We start from the raw sequence: 16,849 nt of genomic DNA, 5'->3' as shown, positions 1-16,849 counted from the left end.
CCGGACAGGCCGTAAATCAATGAAAAACGCCCCTGGCGGAAAAACCGCGCAGGGGCGTTGAAAGGCAGGAGCGATGACCCTTATTCCGCGTCCGCGGGTTTTTCAACGGGCATCGCGGCCATGTTCTGGTACAGGTTCCAGCGGCGCCAGACATCCTTCTGGGCCTGTTCAAGGAGGTTTTCGAATTCTTCCTTGTTGGTCTTGGCCAGAAGCTTGAAGCGGTTTTCGCTGAGCAGGACGTCGCGGAGGTCGCCCTTCGGTCCCTTGCCTTCCACGATCAGCGGATTCTTGCCCTGGAGGGCCAGGTCCGGATTGTAGCGGTACAGGAGGATGCGCCCCGTGTCCACCCAGGCCTTCTGCTGCTGCAGGCCCTTGGCCATGTTGATGCCGTGGGAAATGCAGTGGGAGTAGGCGATGATCAGGGCGGGACCGTCGTAGGCTTCCGCTTCCACGAAGGCTTTCAGCGTATGTTCGTCCTTCGCGCCGAGGGCGACGGAAGCCACGTACACGTTGCCGTAGGTCATGGCCATCAGGCCCAGGTCCTTCTTCACGCTGTGCTTGCCGGTCGTGGCGAATTTGGCCACGGCTGCGCGCGGGGTGGACTTGGAGCACTGGCCGCCGGTGTTGGAATATACTTCCGTGTCCATGACCAGCACTTTCACATTCTTGCCGGTGGACAGGATGTGGTCCAAGCCGCCGTAACCGATGTCGTAGGCCCAGCCGTCGCCGCCGAGAATCCAGACGCTCTTGCGGACCAGTTTGTCCGCCAGGGTAAGGAGGCGCGCGCATTCCGGCTTGCCGGTGATTCTCTGCTTCAGTTCTGCGATGTTTTCACGCTGTTCGGCGATGTCGGCTTCGTCCTTCTGCGGATTGGCAAGGATCTTGTCCACCAGTTCCTGTCCGACGATGCCGGCGGCGTCATGAAGGAGCTCGATGGCATGTTCCATCTGCTTGTCCAGGGAGACGCGGAAGCCAAGGCCGAATTCGGCGTTGTCTTCAAACAGGGAATTGGACCAGGCGGGGCCGCGTCCTTCGGAGTCGTGGGACCACGGGGTAGTGGGCAGGTTGCCGCCGTAAATGGAGGAGCAGCCCGTGGCGTTGGCGACCACCAGGCGGTTGCCGAAGAGCTGGGAAAGCATCTTCACGTACGGGGTTTCGCCGCAGCCGGCGCAGGCGCCGGAGAATTCGAACAGCGGGCGGAGCACCTGCATGGAGCGGATGTTGTCCGTCTTCACCTTGGTGCGGTCCACGTCCGGCAGGCTCATGAAGAAGTCCCAGTTGGCTTCCTCCTTGTCGTGGATCTTCTCGTTGGGAACCATCGTCAGGGCCTTGTGGGTCGGGTCCGTCTTGCTCTTGGCCGGGCAGACGTCGGAGCAGAGCGTGCAGCCCGTGCAGTCGTCCGGGGAGACCTGGATGACGAATTTTTCGCCCTTCCAGTCCGGATGCTTGGCATCCAGGCATTCAAAGCCTTCAGGAGCGCCGGACAGGGCGTCCGGGGAGAAGAACTTGCTGCGGATGGCGGCGTGCGGGCAGACGGCCGTACACTTGCCGCACTGGATGCAGAGGGTGGGGTCCCATTCCGGCAGGTCCAGGGCGAGGTTGCGTTTTTCGTACTGGGAAGTGCCGTTCGGGAAGGTGCCGTCCACGGGCATCTGGCTGACGGGAATGCTGTCCCCCTCACCGCACATCATTTTGCCCAGTACGTCCTGGACGTATTCCGGAGCGTTTGCGGACATGACCGCCGGGATGGCGTGGCCGTTGACGGTCTTGCCGGTGGTGTCCACCTGGTGCAGGTTGTCCAGCGTGGCGTCCACGGCGGCGATGTTCTTGTCCACCACTTCCTGCCCCTTCTTGGCGTAGGTCTTGGCAATGGCCTTCTTGATGTAGCCGATGGCTTCATCTGCGGGAATCACGCCAGCCAGCTTGAAGAAGCAGGTCTGCATGATCATGTTGATGCGGCCGCCCATGCCCGTCTTGCGGGCCACGGAAAATGCGTCGATCGTGTAAAGCTTGATATTCTTGTCCAGGATCTGCTGCTGCATGCGGGCCGGCAGCGTGTCCCACACCTTGTCCGCCGGATGCGGGCTGTTCATCAGGAAGGTGGCGCCGTTGGCGGCGTTCTTCAGGAAGTCGAACAGGTTCAGCAGGGAGGGCTGGTGCAGGGCCAGGAAATTCGCCTTGGTGATCAGGTACGTGGACTTGATCGGGCGCGGGCCGAAGCGCAGGTGGGAGATGGTGGAGGAACCGGACTTCTTGGAGTCGTACACGAAATAGCCCTGAACATACAGGTCCGTGTGCTGGCCGATGATCTTGATGGCGTCCTTGTTGGCGCCTACGGTACCGTCGGAACCGAGGCCGAAGAACATGGCGCGCGTCACGTCGTCCGCTTCCGTGGAGTAGTCTTCGTCGTAGGGAAGGCTGGTGCCCAGCACGTCGTCGTTGATGCCGATCGTGAAATGGTTCTTGGGCTTGTCCTGGGCCAGGTTGTCATAAACTCCCTTGACCATGGCGGGGGTGAATTCCTTGGAGGACAGGCCGTAGCGTCCGCCGACCACCGTGGGCATGCCGTTGGTGAAGGCAAGGTCTCCGCTGGCCTGGGCGTCAAAGAGGGCCTGGATAACGTCCTGGTGGAGCGGTTCGCCCTGGGCGCCGGGTTCCTTCGTGCGGTCCAGCACGGCGATCTTTTTGACCGTGGCGGGAAGGGCCTTGATGAGCTCCGCGGCAGGGAAGGGGCGGAACAGGCGCACTTTCAGCACGCCTACCTTGGCGTTTTCACGGGCGATCATGGCTTCCACCGTTTCTTCCACGGCTTCGGCGCCGGAACCCATCAGGATGATGACGTTTTCAGCGTCCGGCGCGCCGGTGTAGTCCACCAGGTGGTAGGAGCGGCCCGTCAGGGACGCGAATTTGTCCATGGCCTTCTGCACAATGGCGGGGGTGGCGGCATAGAACGTGTTGACCGTTTCACGGCCCTGGAAGTAAACGTCCGGATTCTGGGCGGTGCCGCGCAGCACCGGGGCGTCCGGCGTCAGGGCGCGTTCGCGGAAGGAATCCAGCCATTCCGTCTTCACCATGGCGTTCAGCGTATCGTCGGAAATATCGGCGATCTTGCCGATTTCATGGGACGTGCGGAACCCGTCGAAGAAATTCATGAAAGGAATGCGGGATTCCAGCGTGGCGGCATGGGAAATGGCGGCAAAGTCCGCGGCTTCCTGCGTGGAGGAACCGCAAAGCATGGCCCAGCCGCAGGAGCGGGCGCTCATCACGTCGCTGTGGTCGCCAAAAATGGACAGGGCCTGGTAGGCCAGGGACCGGGCCGCCACATGGAACACGGCCGGGGTCAGTTCCCCGGCAATCTTGAACATGTTCGGAATCATCAGCAGGAGGCCCTGGGATGCCGTGAAGGTCGTCGCCAGGGAACCGGTCTGGAGGGCGCCGTGAACGGTGCCTGCGGCGCCGCCTTCACTTTGCATTTCCACGACGGAGGGAACGGTCCCCCACAGGTTCTTCCGGTTGACGGCCGCCCAGCTTTCGGCGGATTCACCCATCGGAGAAGACGGGGTAATGGGGTAAATGGCAATGACTTCAGAAAAACGATAGGCTACAGAGGCTACGGCTTCGTTAGCGTCAATCGTGCTGTAAGTTACGGTTTTTTGATCACTCATAAGTCTGCACGGATAGTATAATTGATAAATAAGGTGCGTCTTAACGGGGCTGGTTATAACATGTCCGGCTGCAAAGGTAAAAGCAATTATGCGTATGTGACCCCCTGCCGTTCATTTTTTATAATAAGACCAGATACGAACCAGAGAAAAAAATGCCGCTTGCGGCGTATCATATTGGTTTTCTTAGAAAAAGCTTGTCTTTTTAAAGAGAAGGCAGGCCGTTAAAAATGCAATTTCATAATATTTGCCGGAACTTCCTCGGCTGCGGAAAAAGCGGCTCTTCTCTCCGCCGCAGGCCGGTCGCGGAGCATGGAATCCTCTCCGCGGGATGCCTGGGGTAAACGGCATTTCATGCAGGGCGGCCCGCCAAAAATGGATTCTGCCTGACAATCCGCTAGCCAAAACGGAGTCAAGCCTTTAAAATCCCCACACTATGTCCGAACAACAGCAGGCACATCCCAATACGACGGAATCCGAACTCATTGCCGTGCGCCGCGACAAGCTCGCCAAAATCCGCGAGCTGGGAATCGACCCCTACGGTGCAAGATTTGACGCGACCACCACGCCCGCCGAGTTGAAAGCCGACTTCCAGGAAGACAGGCAGGTGGCCGTGGCCGGGCGCCTGCTGGCCATCCGGGACATGGGCAAATCTCAGTTCTTCGTCATTGGAGACGTGCGCGGCAAAATCCAGGGCTTCCTGCACCGGAATGAAGTGGACGAAACCACCTGGAACCTGTGGAAGCTGCTGGACCGCGGGGACTGGGTAGGCATTACGGGAACCACGTTTTTGACGCGTACCGGGGAGCCTACCATCAAGGTCTCCGGCCTGGTCATCCTTTCCAAGAGCCTCCGCCCCCTGCCGGACAAATGGCACGGCCTGGCGGATAAGGAAGTTACCTACCGCAAGCGCCATCTGGACCTCATCTCCAATGAGGAAAGCGCCTCCCTGTTTGTCACCCGCTCCCTGATGATCGCGGAAATCCGCCGTTTTCTTCAGGACCGCGGCTATCTGGAAGTGGAAACCCCCATGCTCCAGGACGTGGCCGGGGGCGCCGCCGCCAAGCCGTTTGAAACGTACCATAACGCGCTGGACATGCCGCTCACGCTGCGCATTGCCCCGGAACTCTTCCTCAAGCGCCTGATGGTGGGCGGATTCACCAAAATTTTTGAACTCAACCGCAGTTTCCGCAACGAGGGCATCGACCGCCGCCACAATCCGGAATTCACGATGCTGGAAGCCTACTGCGCCTGCGGAGACTTTGAAACCATGGCGGACATGGTGGAAGAACTCATCTGCCATCTGGCGGAAACGTTCTGCGGCGGCCTCCAGATCGACCACAAGGATGCGGAAGGCAACGTGCTTTATACCATTGACCTCACGCGCCCGTGGAAGCGTGCCGACTACCAGGACCTGATCCGCGGCGTGGCCGGCCGGGACTGGTTTGACATCACGCCGGAAGAACGCCGCGCCCGCTGTGCGGAACTGGGTGTGGAAATCAGCCCGGACATGAAGGACGTGGACGTTTCCCAGCAGGTATATGAAAAGCTGGTGGAGGAAAAAACGATGAACCCCTGCTTCGTCACCCACGTTGCCAAGGACCTGGTCCCCCTGGCCAAGCTCAACAGGGAAAACCCGGACGTGGTGGACGTGTACGAGCTGGTGATCAACGGCCAGGAAATCTCCCCCGGCTATTCCGAACTCAATGACCCGGACGTCCAGAAGGAACGCCTGGAACACCAGGCCGCCGGGGAAACCCAGCGCGTGGACTACGACTTCATTGAAACGCTGGAATACGGCATGCCCTCCGCGGGCGGCATCGGCATCGGCATTGACCGGGTCATCATGATGCTGACCGGAGCGTCTTCCATTCGCGACGTCCTGCTCTTCCCCCAGTTGAAGCGGAAGGACAGTTAATTCTACCGCATGCCGCATGGCCCGACGCACTCCCGATACCCTGGACTGCGCTTCCGCTCAATGGATCGGCAAACGCCGCGAGCAGGAAGACGTGGTCAAAAGCCTTTCCGTTGACGGCGGAATGCTGGGAATCGTGTGCGACGGCATGGGCGGCCATCTCCGCGGCGCCTGCGCCTCCTGCGTGGTGGCGGATGCATTTGCCTCCGCGTTTGCGGAAAGCGGCCAGCAGGACATCCCCGCCCGCCTGGCGGAAGCGCTGCACGCGGGCAATGAGGCGCTGGCCGCTACCCAGAAGGAACCTGAAGAATCCGGAACCACCCTGCTGGCCGCATTCATCCGGGACCGCTGCCTGTGGTGGATCAGTGTGGGAGATTCCCCCCTTTACTTGTGGAGCGGCACGGACGGGTCCTGCATGGACCGCCTCAATGAAGACCATTCCATGAGGCCGATTGCGGACTGCCTTTACCGGAAGGGGGAAATGTCCCTCCAGCGGGCCCTGCGGCAGCGCTGCGTGCTCCGCTCCGCCGTGATGGGCGGCCCCGTGGAGCTGGTGGACATCAGCGCGATGCCCCTGCTGCTCCATCCCGGGGATGCCGTTCTGGCCTGTTCGGACGGCTTGCAGGTCTGGTCCGAACTGTTGAGGGAGCCTTCATTCCTGGCCCTCAAGGCGGCGCGGGAGCGCTCCAGCCGGCATCTGGTGGAAACCGTCATGGAGCAGGTGAAGGACATGCTGGAACCCCAGCAAGACAATGCTTCCGTCTGGGCCGCCGTGGTTAGGAAATCTTGAAAACCTTCCTCTACAGCCGTTAAAACGGGTTCAGCGTGAACCACAGGGCGGGCGCCACCTTCCCGTTGCGTCCCTTGGCAATCAACTCCGCCAGTTTGGCGCTCCACATGTCGATCGTCTTCCGGTGGTTGCCGTACATCGTGTAATCCCTGGCGCTCCCGAAAACGGTCGGTTCGTCCGAACGGTAGTCGCCGAACACGGCCAGGCGCTCCCCGGTGCGTGCATCCGTCACACGGCCCGACATCGCCATGTCTCCTTTGGAGATCAGCCCCAGGCCGTAGGAAACCCCGGGAATGAAAAAGGAGGACCCCAGGGACAGGAGATTGACGCCCACCAGGGTGCGGTTGATGCTGACAAACGCCGTCTCCAGTACCAGGTCGGCTTTTTGACGGCTGTCCGCCAGGGCGATGGGAAGTCCCGGCTGTGCGGCCAGATCTTCCCGGAGTTTCCGGTCAAACTCTCCCGCCAGTTTCACGGCCTGGGCCTTGAACTCTTCCGGATGCCAGTGCCGGTCCGCTCCCGGCGTCAGGTAGTCGATGGTCGTTGGAGCGATGTAAAGCCGCTTGTAATGCTTTTCTTTTCCCTGGACTTTCGGGTTCACCCAAAGTCCTTCAAAAGGGGCGTTCCACGGTTGCAGGGTCTCGGGGGCAAACTCCGTCTTCGGTATTTTGGCAAGCAGATGTTCCGTGCATGAGCAGAACAGGCCGGCCAGGGCGGCGCAGGCGAATGCCAGCGGCAAAAAGGATTTCATCAGGGTTTGCATGAGGACGGAATTTGTGTGAAGACTAGCAAAGCTCGGGAAAATCGGCAAGGGAATCCCTCTGGTGAAGAAAAATGCTGCGGACTGTGCGGAAAAGGCACGGTTCGCGCTCCGGAAAGCGGGAATATGAGAATTCGGGTTGAAATCCCGAAAAAACGGACTAATGATACAATCCTATGAGAACTGCCCTTTGCTCTTTATTGCTGGCTTCCTCCGTTGCCGTGGCCGCCCCTGTTTCCATTGGAGTGGCGCCTTCCGGCGTCGTTGTACGGTTTGATATGCAGAACTCCCCCGGCTTTACTTTTATAAGCGAGCCTTTTCCCGGTGTGGAAGTAGGGTTGATCCTGACTCCCTCCGGGGAAAAGGTACAGCTGGCCGCCGGCAGGGAGGACGGACGCCTGGTTTGTACGGATTCCACAGGAAAGGATTTGGGCAAGGTAACGATGATCCCCGTTTATTCCATGGGGATTGTCCTGCCGCCGCAATACGGATGCGCCGTGGCTGCCCGGGAAGCGCCTGCCCCGGAAGCGCAATGGATTCATGTCAAGGGAACCTTGCCCGTGCAAGTGCTGGACGGAGAGGAACAAATGGAGCCTGTCGCGCTTGAAATGAAAAAGGGGGCAACTGCTTCCGCGGGCCATGTGGCGCTCAAGGTGGAAAACGTTGTTGTCAAAGACGGTTCCGTCACGTTGAACTTGAAATTATCCCGGAAAAACAGGGACGTTCCGGTAGACAGAATTCTCTTTCAGAAAATGGATGGGGCCGCGCTTGAAGCGGAGGGCAATCCGAAACAAATCCACATGGCAAATGAGAACTATGCGGTTGAATACGAATATGTCATCCCTTCTACGGATGCGGAACTTAAAGTGGTGCTCTTCAAAAAGACGGGCAGGGAAGTACAGGTGCCTCTTGACCTGAAAGTGGGTCTTGGAGGCCCCGCCAGGTAGGGAAGGCCGTTTCGGCGTCCGGGGCCGGGAAATTCTCAATTGTCATTTCCCCGGTGCAGGGGTAGAATGCTTTCCACACGAAATGACTGCCTGGATAGTTCTCTACATTGCGGCCTCCTATCTGGTGGGAGCGGTTCCGTTCGGCTACCTTGCCGGCAGGTGCGGGGGGCTTGATCTCAGAAAGGAAGGGTCTTGCAACATTGGCGCTACCAACGCATGGCGCGTGCTGGGCTGGCGGTGGGGCGCACCGGTATTTGTCCTGGACTTTCTGAAAGGGTTCATTCCCGTATTCGGCGCATTGCACTGGCTGCCGTTTCTGACCGGGGACAGTGCCGGATGGGACTTCAACACGGCGGTGGTCCTGGTATGTTTTGCCGTGGTGCTGGGCCATACGTACACCTGTTTTCTCGGATTCAAGGGGGGAAAGGGCGTGGCGACGACGGCGGGCGTTCTCTTTGCCCTCAATCCGGCAGTGGCCTGTACGGCTTTGGCTACGTGGCTGGTGCTCGTAGGAATATCCGGCATCGTCTCCCTGGCCAGCATTCTGGCGGCGGTTGCGATGATCGTGGCGGGATGGTGGATGTATCCGCTCGCCGAGGGAGGAAGCATCTCGCCCCAGGTGCTCTATATTGCCTTCTTTACATTGATCGGCCTGCTGGTCATTTTCAAACACCGTTCCAACATGGCAAGACTGTTCAACGGAACGGAACACTCCTTCTACTCCAAAAAGTCCAAGTAAGATGATAAATCGGTTACATAAAATAGCGGTGATCGGCGCCGGTTCCTGGGGCACGGCTCTGTCCATGGTGCTGGCAACCAGAGAATGCGAGGTTGTGCTGTGGACTCCCGTGGAGGCCCAGGCCAGGGAACTGGCGGAAACGAGGCGCAACCCTGTTCTATCCGAAACCGCCGCTCCCCTGGCTCCCAACATTCATCCCACTTGTGACCTGAACCTGGTGAAAGATGCGGAACTGATCGTGGTGGTGGTGCCTTCCGTAGCCATGCGTTCCGTAGCGCAGCAGCTGCGTGATCTGCCCGTGCGGCCGGATGCCGTCATTGTCTCCTGCACCAAGGGCATTGAACAGGGCACCCATAAAAGGATGACGGAAATTCTCCAGGAATATCTCCCTTCAAACCCCATCGGCGTGCTTTCCGGCCCCAACCATGCGGAGGACATTTGTCTGGGCCTTCCCTCCGCGTCCTTGATTGGTTTTGAGGATCCGCAATATGCGGACTGGGTGCAGCAAATATTTGCCTCCAAGACCTTCCGGGTTTATTCCGCTACGGACATCATCGGAATGCAGCTCGGAGGAACCATCAAGAACGTTTTTGCCATTGGCGCCGGATTGTGCGAGGGGCTGAACCTGGGGGATAACGCCCAGGCGGCCCTGCTGACCCGCGGCCTGGCTGAAATGACGCGCATCGGCGTAGCCAGCGGTGGCCGGAGGGAAACTTTCATGGGCCTTTCAGGCGTGGGCGATCTCATTGTCACCTGCTATTCCCGCCATTCCCGCAACCAGACGGTGGGGCGCAGGCTGGCGGAAGGAAAAAGCCTCCAGGAAATCCTGGATACCCTGGGCATGGTGGCGGAAGGGGTGCCCAACACGCTCTCCGTGTATGAAATCGCCCGGAAGCTGAAAGTGCGCACGCCCCTGATAGATGCGGTTTACGCCGTGCTTTATGAATCCAAGGCGCCGATGGAGGCCCTTACGGAACTGATGACGCGGGACCCCAGACCGGAAATGGATGCGGACGATCATTGATCGGGGCTGTTGTGCGCGGTGAGCCGGCACAGGCTTGCCGCCCCATGAACGCTGCACCCTGGAAAATGTCCATGCCTTGTTATGGAACAGCAAAAAATTACGTTCGCGAACCGGAACGGCCAGGGTGTCACGATGGCGGCCTTCATCAATTTTCCCGACGGGTTTGATGCCTCCCTGCAATATCCCGCCGTCATCGTCGCCCATCCCGGCGGCGGCGTCAAGGAACAGACGGCAGGCCTGTACGCCCGGAAATTGGCGGAACAGGGTTTTGTCACCATTGCCTTTGACGCCTCCTATCAGGGTGAAAGCACGGGTGAACCGCGGCATCTGGAAAATCCTTGCGTCAGGACCGAAGACATCAGCGCGGTGATTGATTATTTGACTACGCTTCCTTATGTGGACAACGTCAGGATAGGAGCCATGGGCATTTGCGCCGGAGGCGGCTATGCGGCCAATGCCGCAATCAATGACCGCCGCATCAAGGCGCTGGGAACGGTAAGCGCCGTCAATATAGGCGCCATGCTGCGGAATGGCTGGGAAGGGAAAGGCAGTTCAAGGGACGCCTTTCCGTTGCTGGAGGCCGGCTCCCAGGCCAGAACGACGGAGGCGAACGGTTCCGCCCAGGTGACATTCCCCCTTGCTCCGCTGAAGGAGGAAGACGCCCCCAGCGAAGAACTGCGCAAGGCATGGGAATATTACCGGACTCCCCGCTGCGCGTGCTCCACGGCTCCAAGCATTGCCGCGTCAAGAAGTCTGACCCAGCTCGTTACCTACGATGCGTTCAACATGGCGGACGTATTTCTGACGCAGCCCCTGCAGATTGTGGCGGGCAGCGCAGCCGGAAGCAAATGGATGAGCGATGACCTGTATGCCCGCGCGGCAAGCGTGGACAAAAATTACCATGTCGTGGAAGGCGCCGACCACATGTCGTTATATGATGTGCCGGAATATGTGGATGAAGCCTCCTCCGTTCTGGCCTCCTTTTTCAAAAATCATCTTTAATTGTGGCCGGAAGTCTTTCTCTTCCTTTTGCGGCATGCCTTGCCGTGAACCTGTGCCGGAAACGGGGAGGAACGGGCTGCCGCCCCCGGCTTTTTCCTTTCCAGGGGAGCCAGGTACAGGGGACGGATGTTTTTTTGTTTTTTTGAGTTGCTTTTCCTCGACAAATTATACTATATAAACAATCAGTATGAAACGTGCCATCATCTCCGCTCTTTTCGCCGCCGGAGCCCTTGGGGTTGCCAGTGCGGACATCCAGGCTCCGCCCGCTTCCGAATACACTCCCACCCGCAAGCTGGGCCGCGCCCTTGCCAACATCATTTACTCCGTTGAAGAAATCCCGCTGGGGATCATCAACTGGACGAGCCGCGAAGGCGACTACGCCGGATTCTCCGTCGGCATTGTGGACGGCACCGCCACCATGTTTGAACGCATGGGCTACGGCATCTATGAACTTGTCACTTTCTGGGCGCCTACCTACAAGTGCACCTACAGGCCTCCCTATCAGGGCCGTTGCGGCATGAGCGGCCTCAAGGAATACAATCCCAATGGCGGCCTGAGCGAATTCCCTGCGGAACTCAGCTTCCAGAGCTACTATAACTATTCCCGCCAGCAGCGCGACTAAGCCGGGAAGCTGGTTGATCAATTTCAAAAGGGTTGCCTGTACATGCGGGCAGCCCTTTTTTATGGCAGCCTTGTCCCTGCCGGGCGGAAAACCTTTCTTGTTCCGGAAAGGAAAGTTGCACTCTCCCTTGAGGGAATGAAAAACAAGCCCGGGAGAAACGCTATTCCGAAAACAGCAACGACTTTTGGAAAAAAGAAAACAGGACCGGTAGCGTTTTACATCACGTGACGGCCGTCACGGTTGACGGAAGACAGGGAAAGAAGTACCTTTTCACAACGGAAAGGCTTCCATACCATGAATAACACAGTTGCTTTCATCGGCCTGGGCGCGGCAGCCTGCATCACGGCGCCTGCATTTGCCCAGGATACCCATACTTCCCTGACCAAGCAAAGCGTGGCCTGCATGCAGGAGATCACCGCCGCAATGGACAAGGTGACGGATGAGCCCGGAGCTGCCGCCGCGGTGGAAACCGTCAAGAAAGTGCATGAAAAGCTGGTGGACCTGGGAAAACGGCAGTTGGAGCTGCCCGGCGCCACTCCCCAGGAACAGGCCCAGATTGCGGCCCAGATGGTGGAAATACAGAAAGTTTCCGGAGAACTGGTGAAATCCCTTGCCCGTCTCAAAAAGGAAAACCTGCTTACTCCGGACTTGCAGAAAGCCTTGATGAATTTGCAGTCCGTTCAGACGGAACTGGCGCAGGCTTCCAAAGACAAGGCTGCCCAGGCGGAGCCGTTCCCGAAGGATGCGGAAGGCAATACGCATGAGACCCTGCTGGAAAAAACCGTGGAAGAAGCAAAGAAGCTGGATAAAGCGCTGGCGAACGTGAAAGATGCGGAAACCAGCGCTGCTGCCGAGGAACAGGTCAAGCACTACCGGGCTGCGTTGCTGGACATTGCCAAAAAGCAGGCCTCCCTGCCGCCCCTGACCAGAAACCAGCAGGCCAAGCTGATGGGAACGCAGCAGCAGCTTGTGGAAATGATGCAGCCCATCATCAAGCACATGGCGGCTGTCATGCTTTCTCCCAATGCCACGCAGAACCTGAAGGATTCCGTGAAATCCCTCTCCGAACTGCCCAGGGAAGTTCAGAAAATCCGCGAAGAAGCGGCCAAGTAGCCATTTTTGGAAAATGCCTCCTTTTGGGCTGGTCAAAGATAATAATTGTTCTAAAGTGGCAGTCCTGAGGAATGCGACCGACTTTTAGTGAAACAGATCTCAATGAACGTCCCTTTCTGGTTTTCTGGGAGGTGACGCGCGCTTGCGCCCTTGCGTGCAAACATTGCAGGGCCGTAGCCCAGCCGCGTCCGCATCCTGATGAACTGGACCATGAAGAAGCCTTGCGGCTGATTGACCGGCTGGCGGAACTCCGGCCGCCCATGCTTGTGCTGACGGGAGGGGACCCCATCATGAGGCCTGATATTCTGGAACTGATCCGCGCGGCGGCGGACAAGGGGCTGCATGTGGCCTTGAGCCCTGCCGCCACGGCCAGGCTGGTGCGCGCGGATTTTCATGCCTTGAAAGAAGCGGGGGTGCAGAGCATGTCCCTGAGCCTGGACGGCGCCCATGAAGCCACGCATGACGCCTTCCGGGGCGTGCCGCACACGTATGAACGGACCCTCCGCGCGGCGGAAATGGCCAAGGAGGCGGGCATGCACCTCCAGATCAACACCACCATCACCAAAAGCACGCTGGGTGAGTTCGACGACTTTGTAGAGCTGATGAAAAAAATGCAGCCGGGCATGTGGAGCGTCTTCCTGCTTGTTCCTACGGGCCGGGCGGCAATGGATGAAATGCCTGCCGCGGAGCAGGTGGAAGCCGTCTGGAAAAAACTCAGCGAGGTCAGCCGGGAAGTCTCCTTCGGCGTCAAGACCACGGAAGGGCACCATTATCGCCGGGTGGCCCTTCAGGAGGCACGTGCTCAGGGAGCCAGGCCGGCGCGGCGCGCCATTCCCACGCGCGACGGAAAGGGCATCATGTTCATCTCCCACACCGGTGACATCCAGCCCTCCGGCTTCCTCCCCATCACGGCGGGCAATGTCCGCACGGACGATGTGGGCGAAGTGTACCGCACGCACCCCCTCTTTCTCAAGCTTCGGGACGACAACGCGCTGCTGGGCAAATGCGGCCGTTGCGAATACCGCACCATTTGCGGCGGCTCCCGCTCCCGGGCGTACGCCGTGTACGGAGACATGATGGCGGAGGACAACCTCTGCCCCTATCAACCCAGGCTTTCACAACACCATGATTAACATCACCAGACTTTGGACAGGGGCGGAACAGCCCGCGGACCATTTGAGATACGGCCAGGGCCAGGGGCACGGCCGTTCCGCCGGAGGAGCCGTGGAATCCTGCGCTCCCGCCTCTTCCCGCGTCCGCAAGCCCATTGTAGTATGGAACATCACCCGTACCTGCAACCTCAAATGTGTTCATTGCTATGCGGACGCGTCCGCCCGGAAATTTGACGGAGAGCTGGACTGGGACCAATGCTGTACCGTCATTGACGATCTGGCGGACTACAAGGTAAACGCCCTTCTGTTCTCCGGCGGTGAGCCCCTGGTGCATCCCCGTTTCATGGACCTGCTGGAACGGGCCACGGGAAAAGGGCTGAAAGTCACCATCTCCACGAACGGCACCCGCATCACGCCGGAATCCGCCGCGCGGTTCAAGGAACTGGGTGTGGCGTACGTAGGCATCTCCCTGGACGGCATCGGCGCCGTTCATGACCAATTCCGGGGGGTGGAAGGCTCCTTTGACCAGGCGGTGCGCGGGTTCAAGCTGTGCAGCGACGTGGGCCAGAAAACGGGCCTGCGCCTGACCCTGACCCGCAACAACGTGCAATGCATGGAGCAGATTCTGGACTTCATTGACGCCAACGACATTCAGCGCGTCTGCTTCTACCATCTGGTGCCTACCGGCCGCGGCGTGGAAGTGCAAACGCTTACCCGGGAGGAAGCCCGCCATGCCATGGACACCCTCATTGCCCGTGTGGAAGAATGGAAGGCGGAAGGCAAAAACAGGGAAGTGCTTACCGTTACCCAGCCTGCGGACGGCATTTATCTGCTGCTGCGCCAGCTCCGGGAAAGTTCCCCTCTGGCGGAGGAAACGTTGAAGCTGCTTCAATGGAACGGCGGCGGAGCGAACAGTTCCGGCCGCGGCATTGCCAACATCGACACGCAGGGCATGGTGCATCCGGACCAGTTCTGGCAGTCCGTGACGCTCGGCAACGTGAAAAACAACCTGTTCTCCGACTTGTGGGACGCCAAGGCGGGAGCCGCGGCGGAAATGCTGCCCGAATTGCGCGGGTCCGACGACCCGCTGGAACGGCAGAAAAAAATAGAAGGCCGTTGTGGCCGCTGCGTCCACTTTGCCCTGTGCGGCGGCGGATTCCGCACGCGAGCCGCCTTTGCCAACGGGCACTGGTACGGTTCCGACCCCGGCTGTTATCTGACGGAAGAAGAAATCTCCACTCCGCTTCCGGAAATCAAATAATCCTATTGGTTCCGGTAGGGGCGGAGCGGCATAGGCTCCTGCCCCCTGAAACATGGGCGGAAAACAATCTTTCACCGCAGAAAACGTTCTGCATGGAAGAAAATATTCCGTTGTGAAAAGGAAATGGCCTTGAAGGCAGGGAAACCCGGGAATTCTCCGGTTGACAGTTGCGTAGTGTAAAGCCTCCGGAACGGGCAGATCCGTTCCAGTCCCAATTTTCGGCAAAAAGACAGCTTTCGGAAGTGCTTTAGATAATAAGTAAAAGTGGCTTTGCGGCTCTGTTTTCTGGAAATCCGGTGTTTCTCCCTGATGAATGGAACACTTCTCTCCACTCCGGCGGAGAAGGCGCCGGCGGAACAATTCACCGTAGAAATTTCTTCTCAATAAATGCACGGACCCAATGTCCGGCGAAGGAGGGAAACTCCAGTAAAAACACTCCGCGGGACGTCCCTGAGCAATCGCAATATTTTGCTCCCCGGCCCATTTGAAACCACCGCATTCCCGTCCTGTTTTTCCCTGCTTTACAAGGATGGGGGCATCGCATAGCATCCCTGCATCATGAGTCAGGAATTGAGACCGGAAACCCTGTGCGTGCAGGCGGGCTGGACGCCGAAAAAAGGCGAACCCCGCGTGCTTCCCATTTACCAGAGCACGACATTCAAATATGAAACCAGCGAACAGATGGCCAAGCTGTTTGACCTGGAGGAACCTGGTTTCTTCTACACGCGCCTGCAAAATCCCACCAACGAGGCGGTAGCCAGGAAAATAGCTGACCTGGAAGGCGGTGTGGCCGCCATTCTCACTTCCTCCGGCCAGGCAGCTTCCTTCTTTGCCGTCTTCAATATCTGCGAGGCCGGCGACCACATCGTCAGTGCCGCTTCCATTTATGGGGGAACGTACAATCTTTTCGCCGTTACGTTCCGGAAAATGGGCATAGAAGTCACCTTTGTGGACCAGGACGCCCCGGCGGAAGAAATTGCCAAAGCGATTCGCCCCAACACGAAAGCCCTGTTTGCGGAAACCGTCTCCAACCCGACGCTCTGCGTGCTGGACATCCGCAAATTTGCGGACATCGCCCATGCCCACGGCGTGCCCCTCATCGTGGACAATACGTTCACCACGCCCATCAACTGCCGCCCCTTTGAATGGGGAGCGGACATTGTTACCCATTCCACCACCAAATACATGGACGGCCATGCCGCCGCCGTGGGCGGCGCCATCGTGGACAGCGGCAACTTTGACTGGGAAGCCCACAGGGACAAATTCCCCGGGTTGACGGAACCGGATCCGTCGTATCACGGTCTTTCTTACAGTAAAAGCTTCGGCAAGGGCGCTTACATTACCAAGGCAACCGTCCAGCTCATGCGCGACCTGGGTTCCATCCAGTCTCCGCAAAACGCCTTTCTGCTCAACCTGGGATTGGAAACCCTGCACTTGCGCGTTCCGCGCCATTGCGAAAACGCGCAAAAAGTGGCCGAATTCCTGCAGGAACAGGAAGACGTGGCCTGGATCAATTATCCGGGCCTCCCTTCCAACAAGTACCATGACCTGGCTCAAAAACAGTTCCGCGGCGGCCAGTCCTGCGGGGTGGTGACATTCGGCATCAAGGGAGGCCGCGAACGGGCCATCAAATTCATGGACAGCCTGAAACTGGCCGCCATTGTCACCCATGTGGCGGACTCCCGCACCTGCGTCCTCCATCCTGCCAGCCACACGCACCGCCAGTTGACGGACGAACAGTTGATGGAAGCAGGGGTCAGGCCAGATCTCATCCGCTTCTCCGTAGGGACGGAAGCGGCGGAAGACATTATTGCCGACCTCAGGCAGGCTCTGGAAGCCATCCGTTAAATCTGTCTTGCCTTCCCGTACGTACAGCCGTTCCGTGGAAATGTCCGGAACGGC

At 58.8% G+C, this 16,849-nt stretch carries 13 protein-coding genes; 11 read left to right on the top strand and 2 right to left on the bottom strand.

All coding sequences use genetic code 11. The features are described 5' to 3' along the window. Positions 1 to 80 precede the first annotated feature (80 nt). Entirely contained in the window at positions 81 to 3,665 is a 3,585-nt protein-coding gene (gene nifJ / locus HMPREF3039_RS04585; protein ID WP_067569537.1) for a pyruvate:ferredoxin (flavodoxin) oxidoreductase, read from the bottom strand. 433 nt (positions 3,666 to 4,098) lie between these two features. Here nifJ and lysS point away from each other — a divergent pair, with 433 nt between their 5' ends. Together lysS and HMPREF3039_RS04575 are read left to right on the top strand one after the other, a co-directional pair. Continuing rightward, positions 4,099 to 5,580, top strand: a complete 1,482-nt coding sequence (gene lysS, locus HMPREF3039_RS04580; protein ID WP_067569532.1) for a lysine--tRNA ligase — start codon at positions 4,099 to 4,101, stop codon at positions 5,578 to 5,580. A 16-nt stretch (positions 5,581 to 5,596) separates the two neighbouring features. After that, entirely contained in the window at positions 5,597 to 6,367 is a 771-nt protein-coding gene (locus HMPREF3039_RS04575) for a PP2C family protein-serine/threonine phosphatase (protein ID WP_067569529.1), read from the top strand. A gap of 19 nt (positions 6,368 to 6,386) precedes the next feature. Here the strand turns inward: HMPREF3039_RS04575 and HMPREF3039_RS04570 are convergent, their stop codons facing one another. Further along, positions 6,387 to 7,118, bottom strand: coding sequence for a DUF3313 family protein (locus HMPREF3039_RS04570; RefSeq protein WP_067982401.1), 732 nt, complete (start codon positions 7,116 to 7,118; stop codon positions 6,387 to 6,389). Positions 7,119 to 7,303: 185 nt separating this feature from the next. On the opposite strand from HMPREF3039_RS04570, the gene HMPREF3039_RS04565 reads away from it, so the two are divergent. From HMPREF3039_RS04565 to HMPREF3039_RS04525, 9 genes are all read left to right on the top strand, one after another. Then, the gene (locus HMPREF3039_RS04565; protein ID WP_147549935.1) at positions 7,304 to 8,074 is read left to right on the top strand and encodes a hypothetical protein; all 771 of its coding nucleotides are present in this window, start codon (positions 7,304 to 7,306) and stop codon (positions 8,072 to 8,074) included. A gap of 82 nt (positions 8,075 to 8,156) precedes the next feature. Beyond that, positions 8,157 to 8,813 (top strand): glycerol-3-phosphate 1-O-acyltransferase PlsY, encoded by a 657-nt coding sequence (gene plsY / locus HMPREF3039_RS04560; RefSeq protein WP_067569520.1) that lies wholly within the window; start codon positions 8,157 to 8,159, stop codon positions 8,811 to 8,813. Between the two features lies 1 nt (position 8,814). Further along, positions 8,815 to 9,837, top strand: a complete 1,023-nt coding sequence (locus HMPREF3039_RS04555; RefSeq protein ID WP_067569517.1) for an NAD(P)H-dependent glycerol-3-phosphate dehydrogenase — start codon at positions 8,815 to 8,817, stop codon at positions 9,835 to 9,837. A gap of 81 nt (positions 9,838 to 9,918) precedes the next feature. After that, positions 9,919 to 10,839 (top strand): alpha/beta hydrolase, encoded by a 921-nt coding sequence (locus tag HMPREF3039_RS04550; protein WP_067569514.1) that lies wholly within the window; start codon positions 9,919 to 9,921, stop codon positions 10,837 to 10,839. Positions 10,840 to 11,026: 187 nt separating this feature from the next. Next, complete coding sequence (locus HMPREF3039_RS04545) at positions 11,027 to 11,461, top strand: exosortase system-associated protein, TIGR04073 family (RefSeq protein ID WP_067569511.1); 435 nt, start codon at positions 11,027 to 11,029, stop codon at positions 11,459 to 11,461. Between the two features lie 294 nt (positions 11,462 to 11,755). After that, entirely contained in the window at positions 11,756 to 12,574 is an 819-nt protein-coding gene (locus tag HMPREF3039_RS04540) for a hypothetical protein (RefSeq protein WP_067982396.1), read from the top strand. 71 nt (positions 12,575 to 12,645) lie between these two features. Next, complete coding sequence (locus HMPREF3039_RS04535; RefSeq protein ID WP_067569505.1) at positions 12,646 to 13,707, top strand: radical SAM protein; 1,062 nt, start codon at positions 12,646 to 12,648, stop codon at positions 13,705 to 13,707. After that, positions 13,700 to 14,947, top strand: a complete 1,248-nt coding sequence (locus HMPREF3039_RS04530; protein ID WP_067569502.1) for a radical SAM protein — start codon at positions 13,700 to 13,702, stop codon at positions 14,945 to 14,947. The genes HMPREF3039_RS04535 and HMPREF3039_RS04530 overlap by 8 nt, the downstream gene beginning before the upstream one ends. Before the next feature lie 558 nt (positions 14,948 to 15,505). Further along, complete coding sequence (locus HMPREF3039_RS04525; RefSeq protein WP_067569499.1) at positions 15,506 to 16,795, top strand: O-acetylhomoserine aminocarboxypropyltransferase/cysteine synthase family protein; 1,290 nt, start codon at positions 15,506 to 15,508, stop codon at positions 16,793 to 16,795. Positions 16,796 to 16,849: the final 54 nt, after the last annotated feature.

The sequence above is a fragment of the Akkermansia sp. KLE1798 genome, assembly GCF_001580195.1.
GTDB classification, from domain to species: Bacteria; Verrucomicrobiota; Verrucomicrobiia; order Verrucomicrobiales; family Akkermansiaceae; genus Akkermansia; species Akkermansia biwaensis.
This window is presented reverse-complemented; position numbering and strand designations above follow the sequence as displayed.

What these genes read in the sequence shown, in the direction of transcription:
- HMPREF3039_RS04550 (WP_067569514.1), top strand. Translation starts at nt 9,919, where the DNA reads ATGGAACAGCAAAAAATTACGTTCGCGAACCGGAACGGCCAGGGTGTC.
- HMPREF3039_RS04570 (WP_067982401.1), bottom strand. Translation starts at nt 7,118, where the DNA reads ATGAAATCCTTTTTGCCGCTGGCATTCGCCTGCGCCGCCCTGGCCGGC.
- HMPREF3039_RS04535 (WP_067569505.1), top strand. Translation starts at nt 12,646, where the DNA reads ATGCGACCGACTTTTAGTGAAACAGATCTCAATGAACGTCCCTTTCTG.
- plsY (WP_067569520.1), top strand. Translation starts at nt 8,157, where the DNA reads ATGACTGCCTGGATAGTTCTCTACATTGCGGCCTCCTATCTGGTGGGA.
- HMPREF3039_RS04565 (WP_147549935.1), top strand. Translation starts at nt 7,304, where the DNA reads ATGAGAACTGCCCTTTGCTCTTTATTGCTGGCTTCCTCCGTTGCCGTG.
- HMPREF3039_RS04540 (WP_067982396.1), top strand. Translation starts at nt 11,756, where the DNA reads ATGAATAACACAGTTGCTTTCATCGGCCTGGGCGCGGCAGCCTGCATC.
- HMPREF3039_RS04545 (WP_067569511.1), top strand. Translation starts at nt 11,027, where the DNA reads ATGAAACGTGCCATCATCTCCGCTCTTTTCGCCGCCGGAGCCCTTGGG.
- lysS (WP_067569532.1), top strand. Translation starts at nt 4,099, where the DNA reads ATGTCCGAACAACAGCAGGCACATCCCAATACGACGGAATCCGAACTC.
- HMPREF3039_RS04530 (WP_067569502.1), top strand. Translation starts at nt 13,700, where the DNA reads ATGATTAACATCACCAGACTTTGGACAGGGGCGGAACAGCCCGCGGAC.
- HMPREF3039_RS04525 (WP_067569499.1), top strand. Translation starts at nt 15,506, where the DNA reads ATGAGTCAGGAATTGAGACCGGAAACCCTGTGCGTGCAGGCGGGCTGG.
- HMPREF3039_RS04555 (WP_067569517.1), top strand. Translation starts at nt 8,815, where the DNA reads ATGATAAATCGGTTACATAAAATAGCGGTGATCGGCGCCGGTTCCTGG.
- HMPREF3039_RS04575 (WP_067569529.1), top strand. Translation starts at nt 5,597, where the DNA reads ATGGCCCGACGCACTCCCGATACCCTGGACTGCGCTTCCGCTCAATGG.
- nifJ (WP_067569537.1), bottom strand. Translation starts at nt 3,665, where the DNA reads ATGAGTGATCAAAAAACCGTAACTTACAGCACGATTGACGCTAACGAA.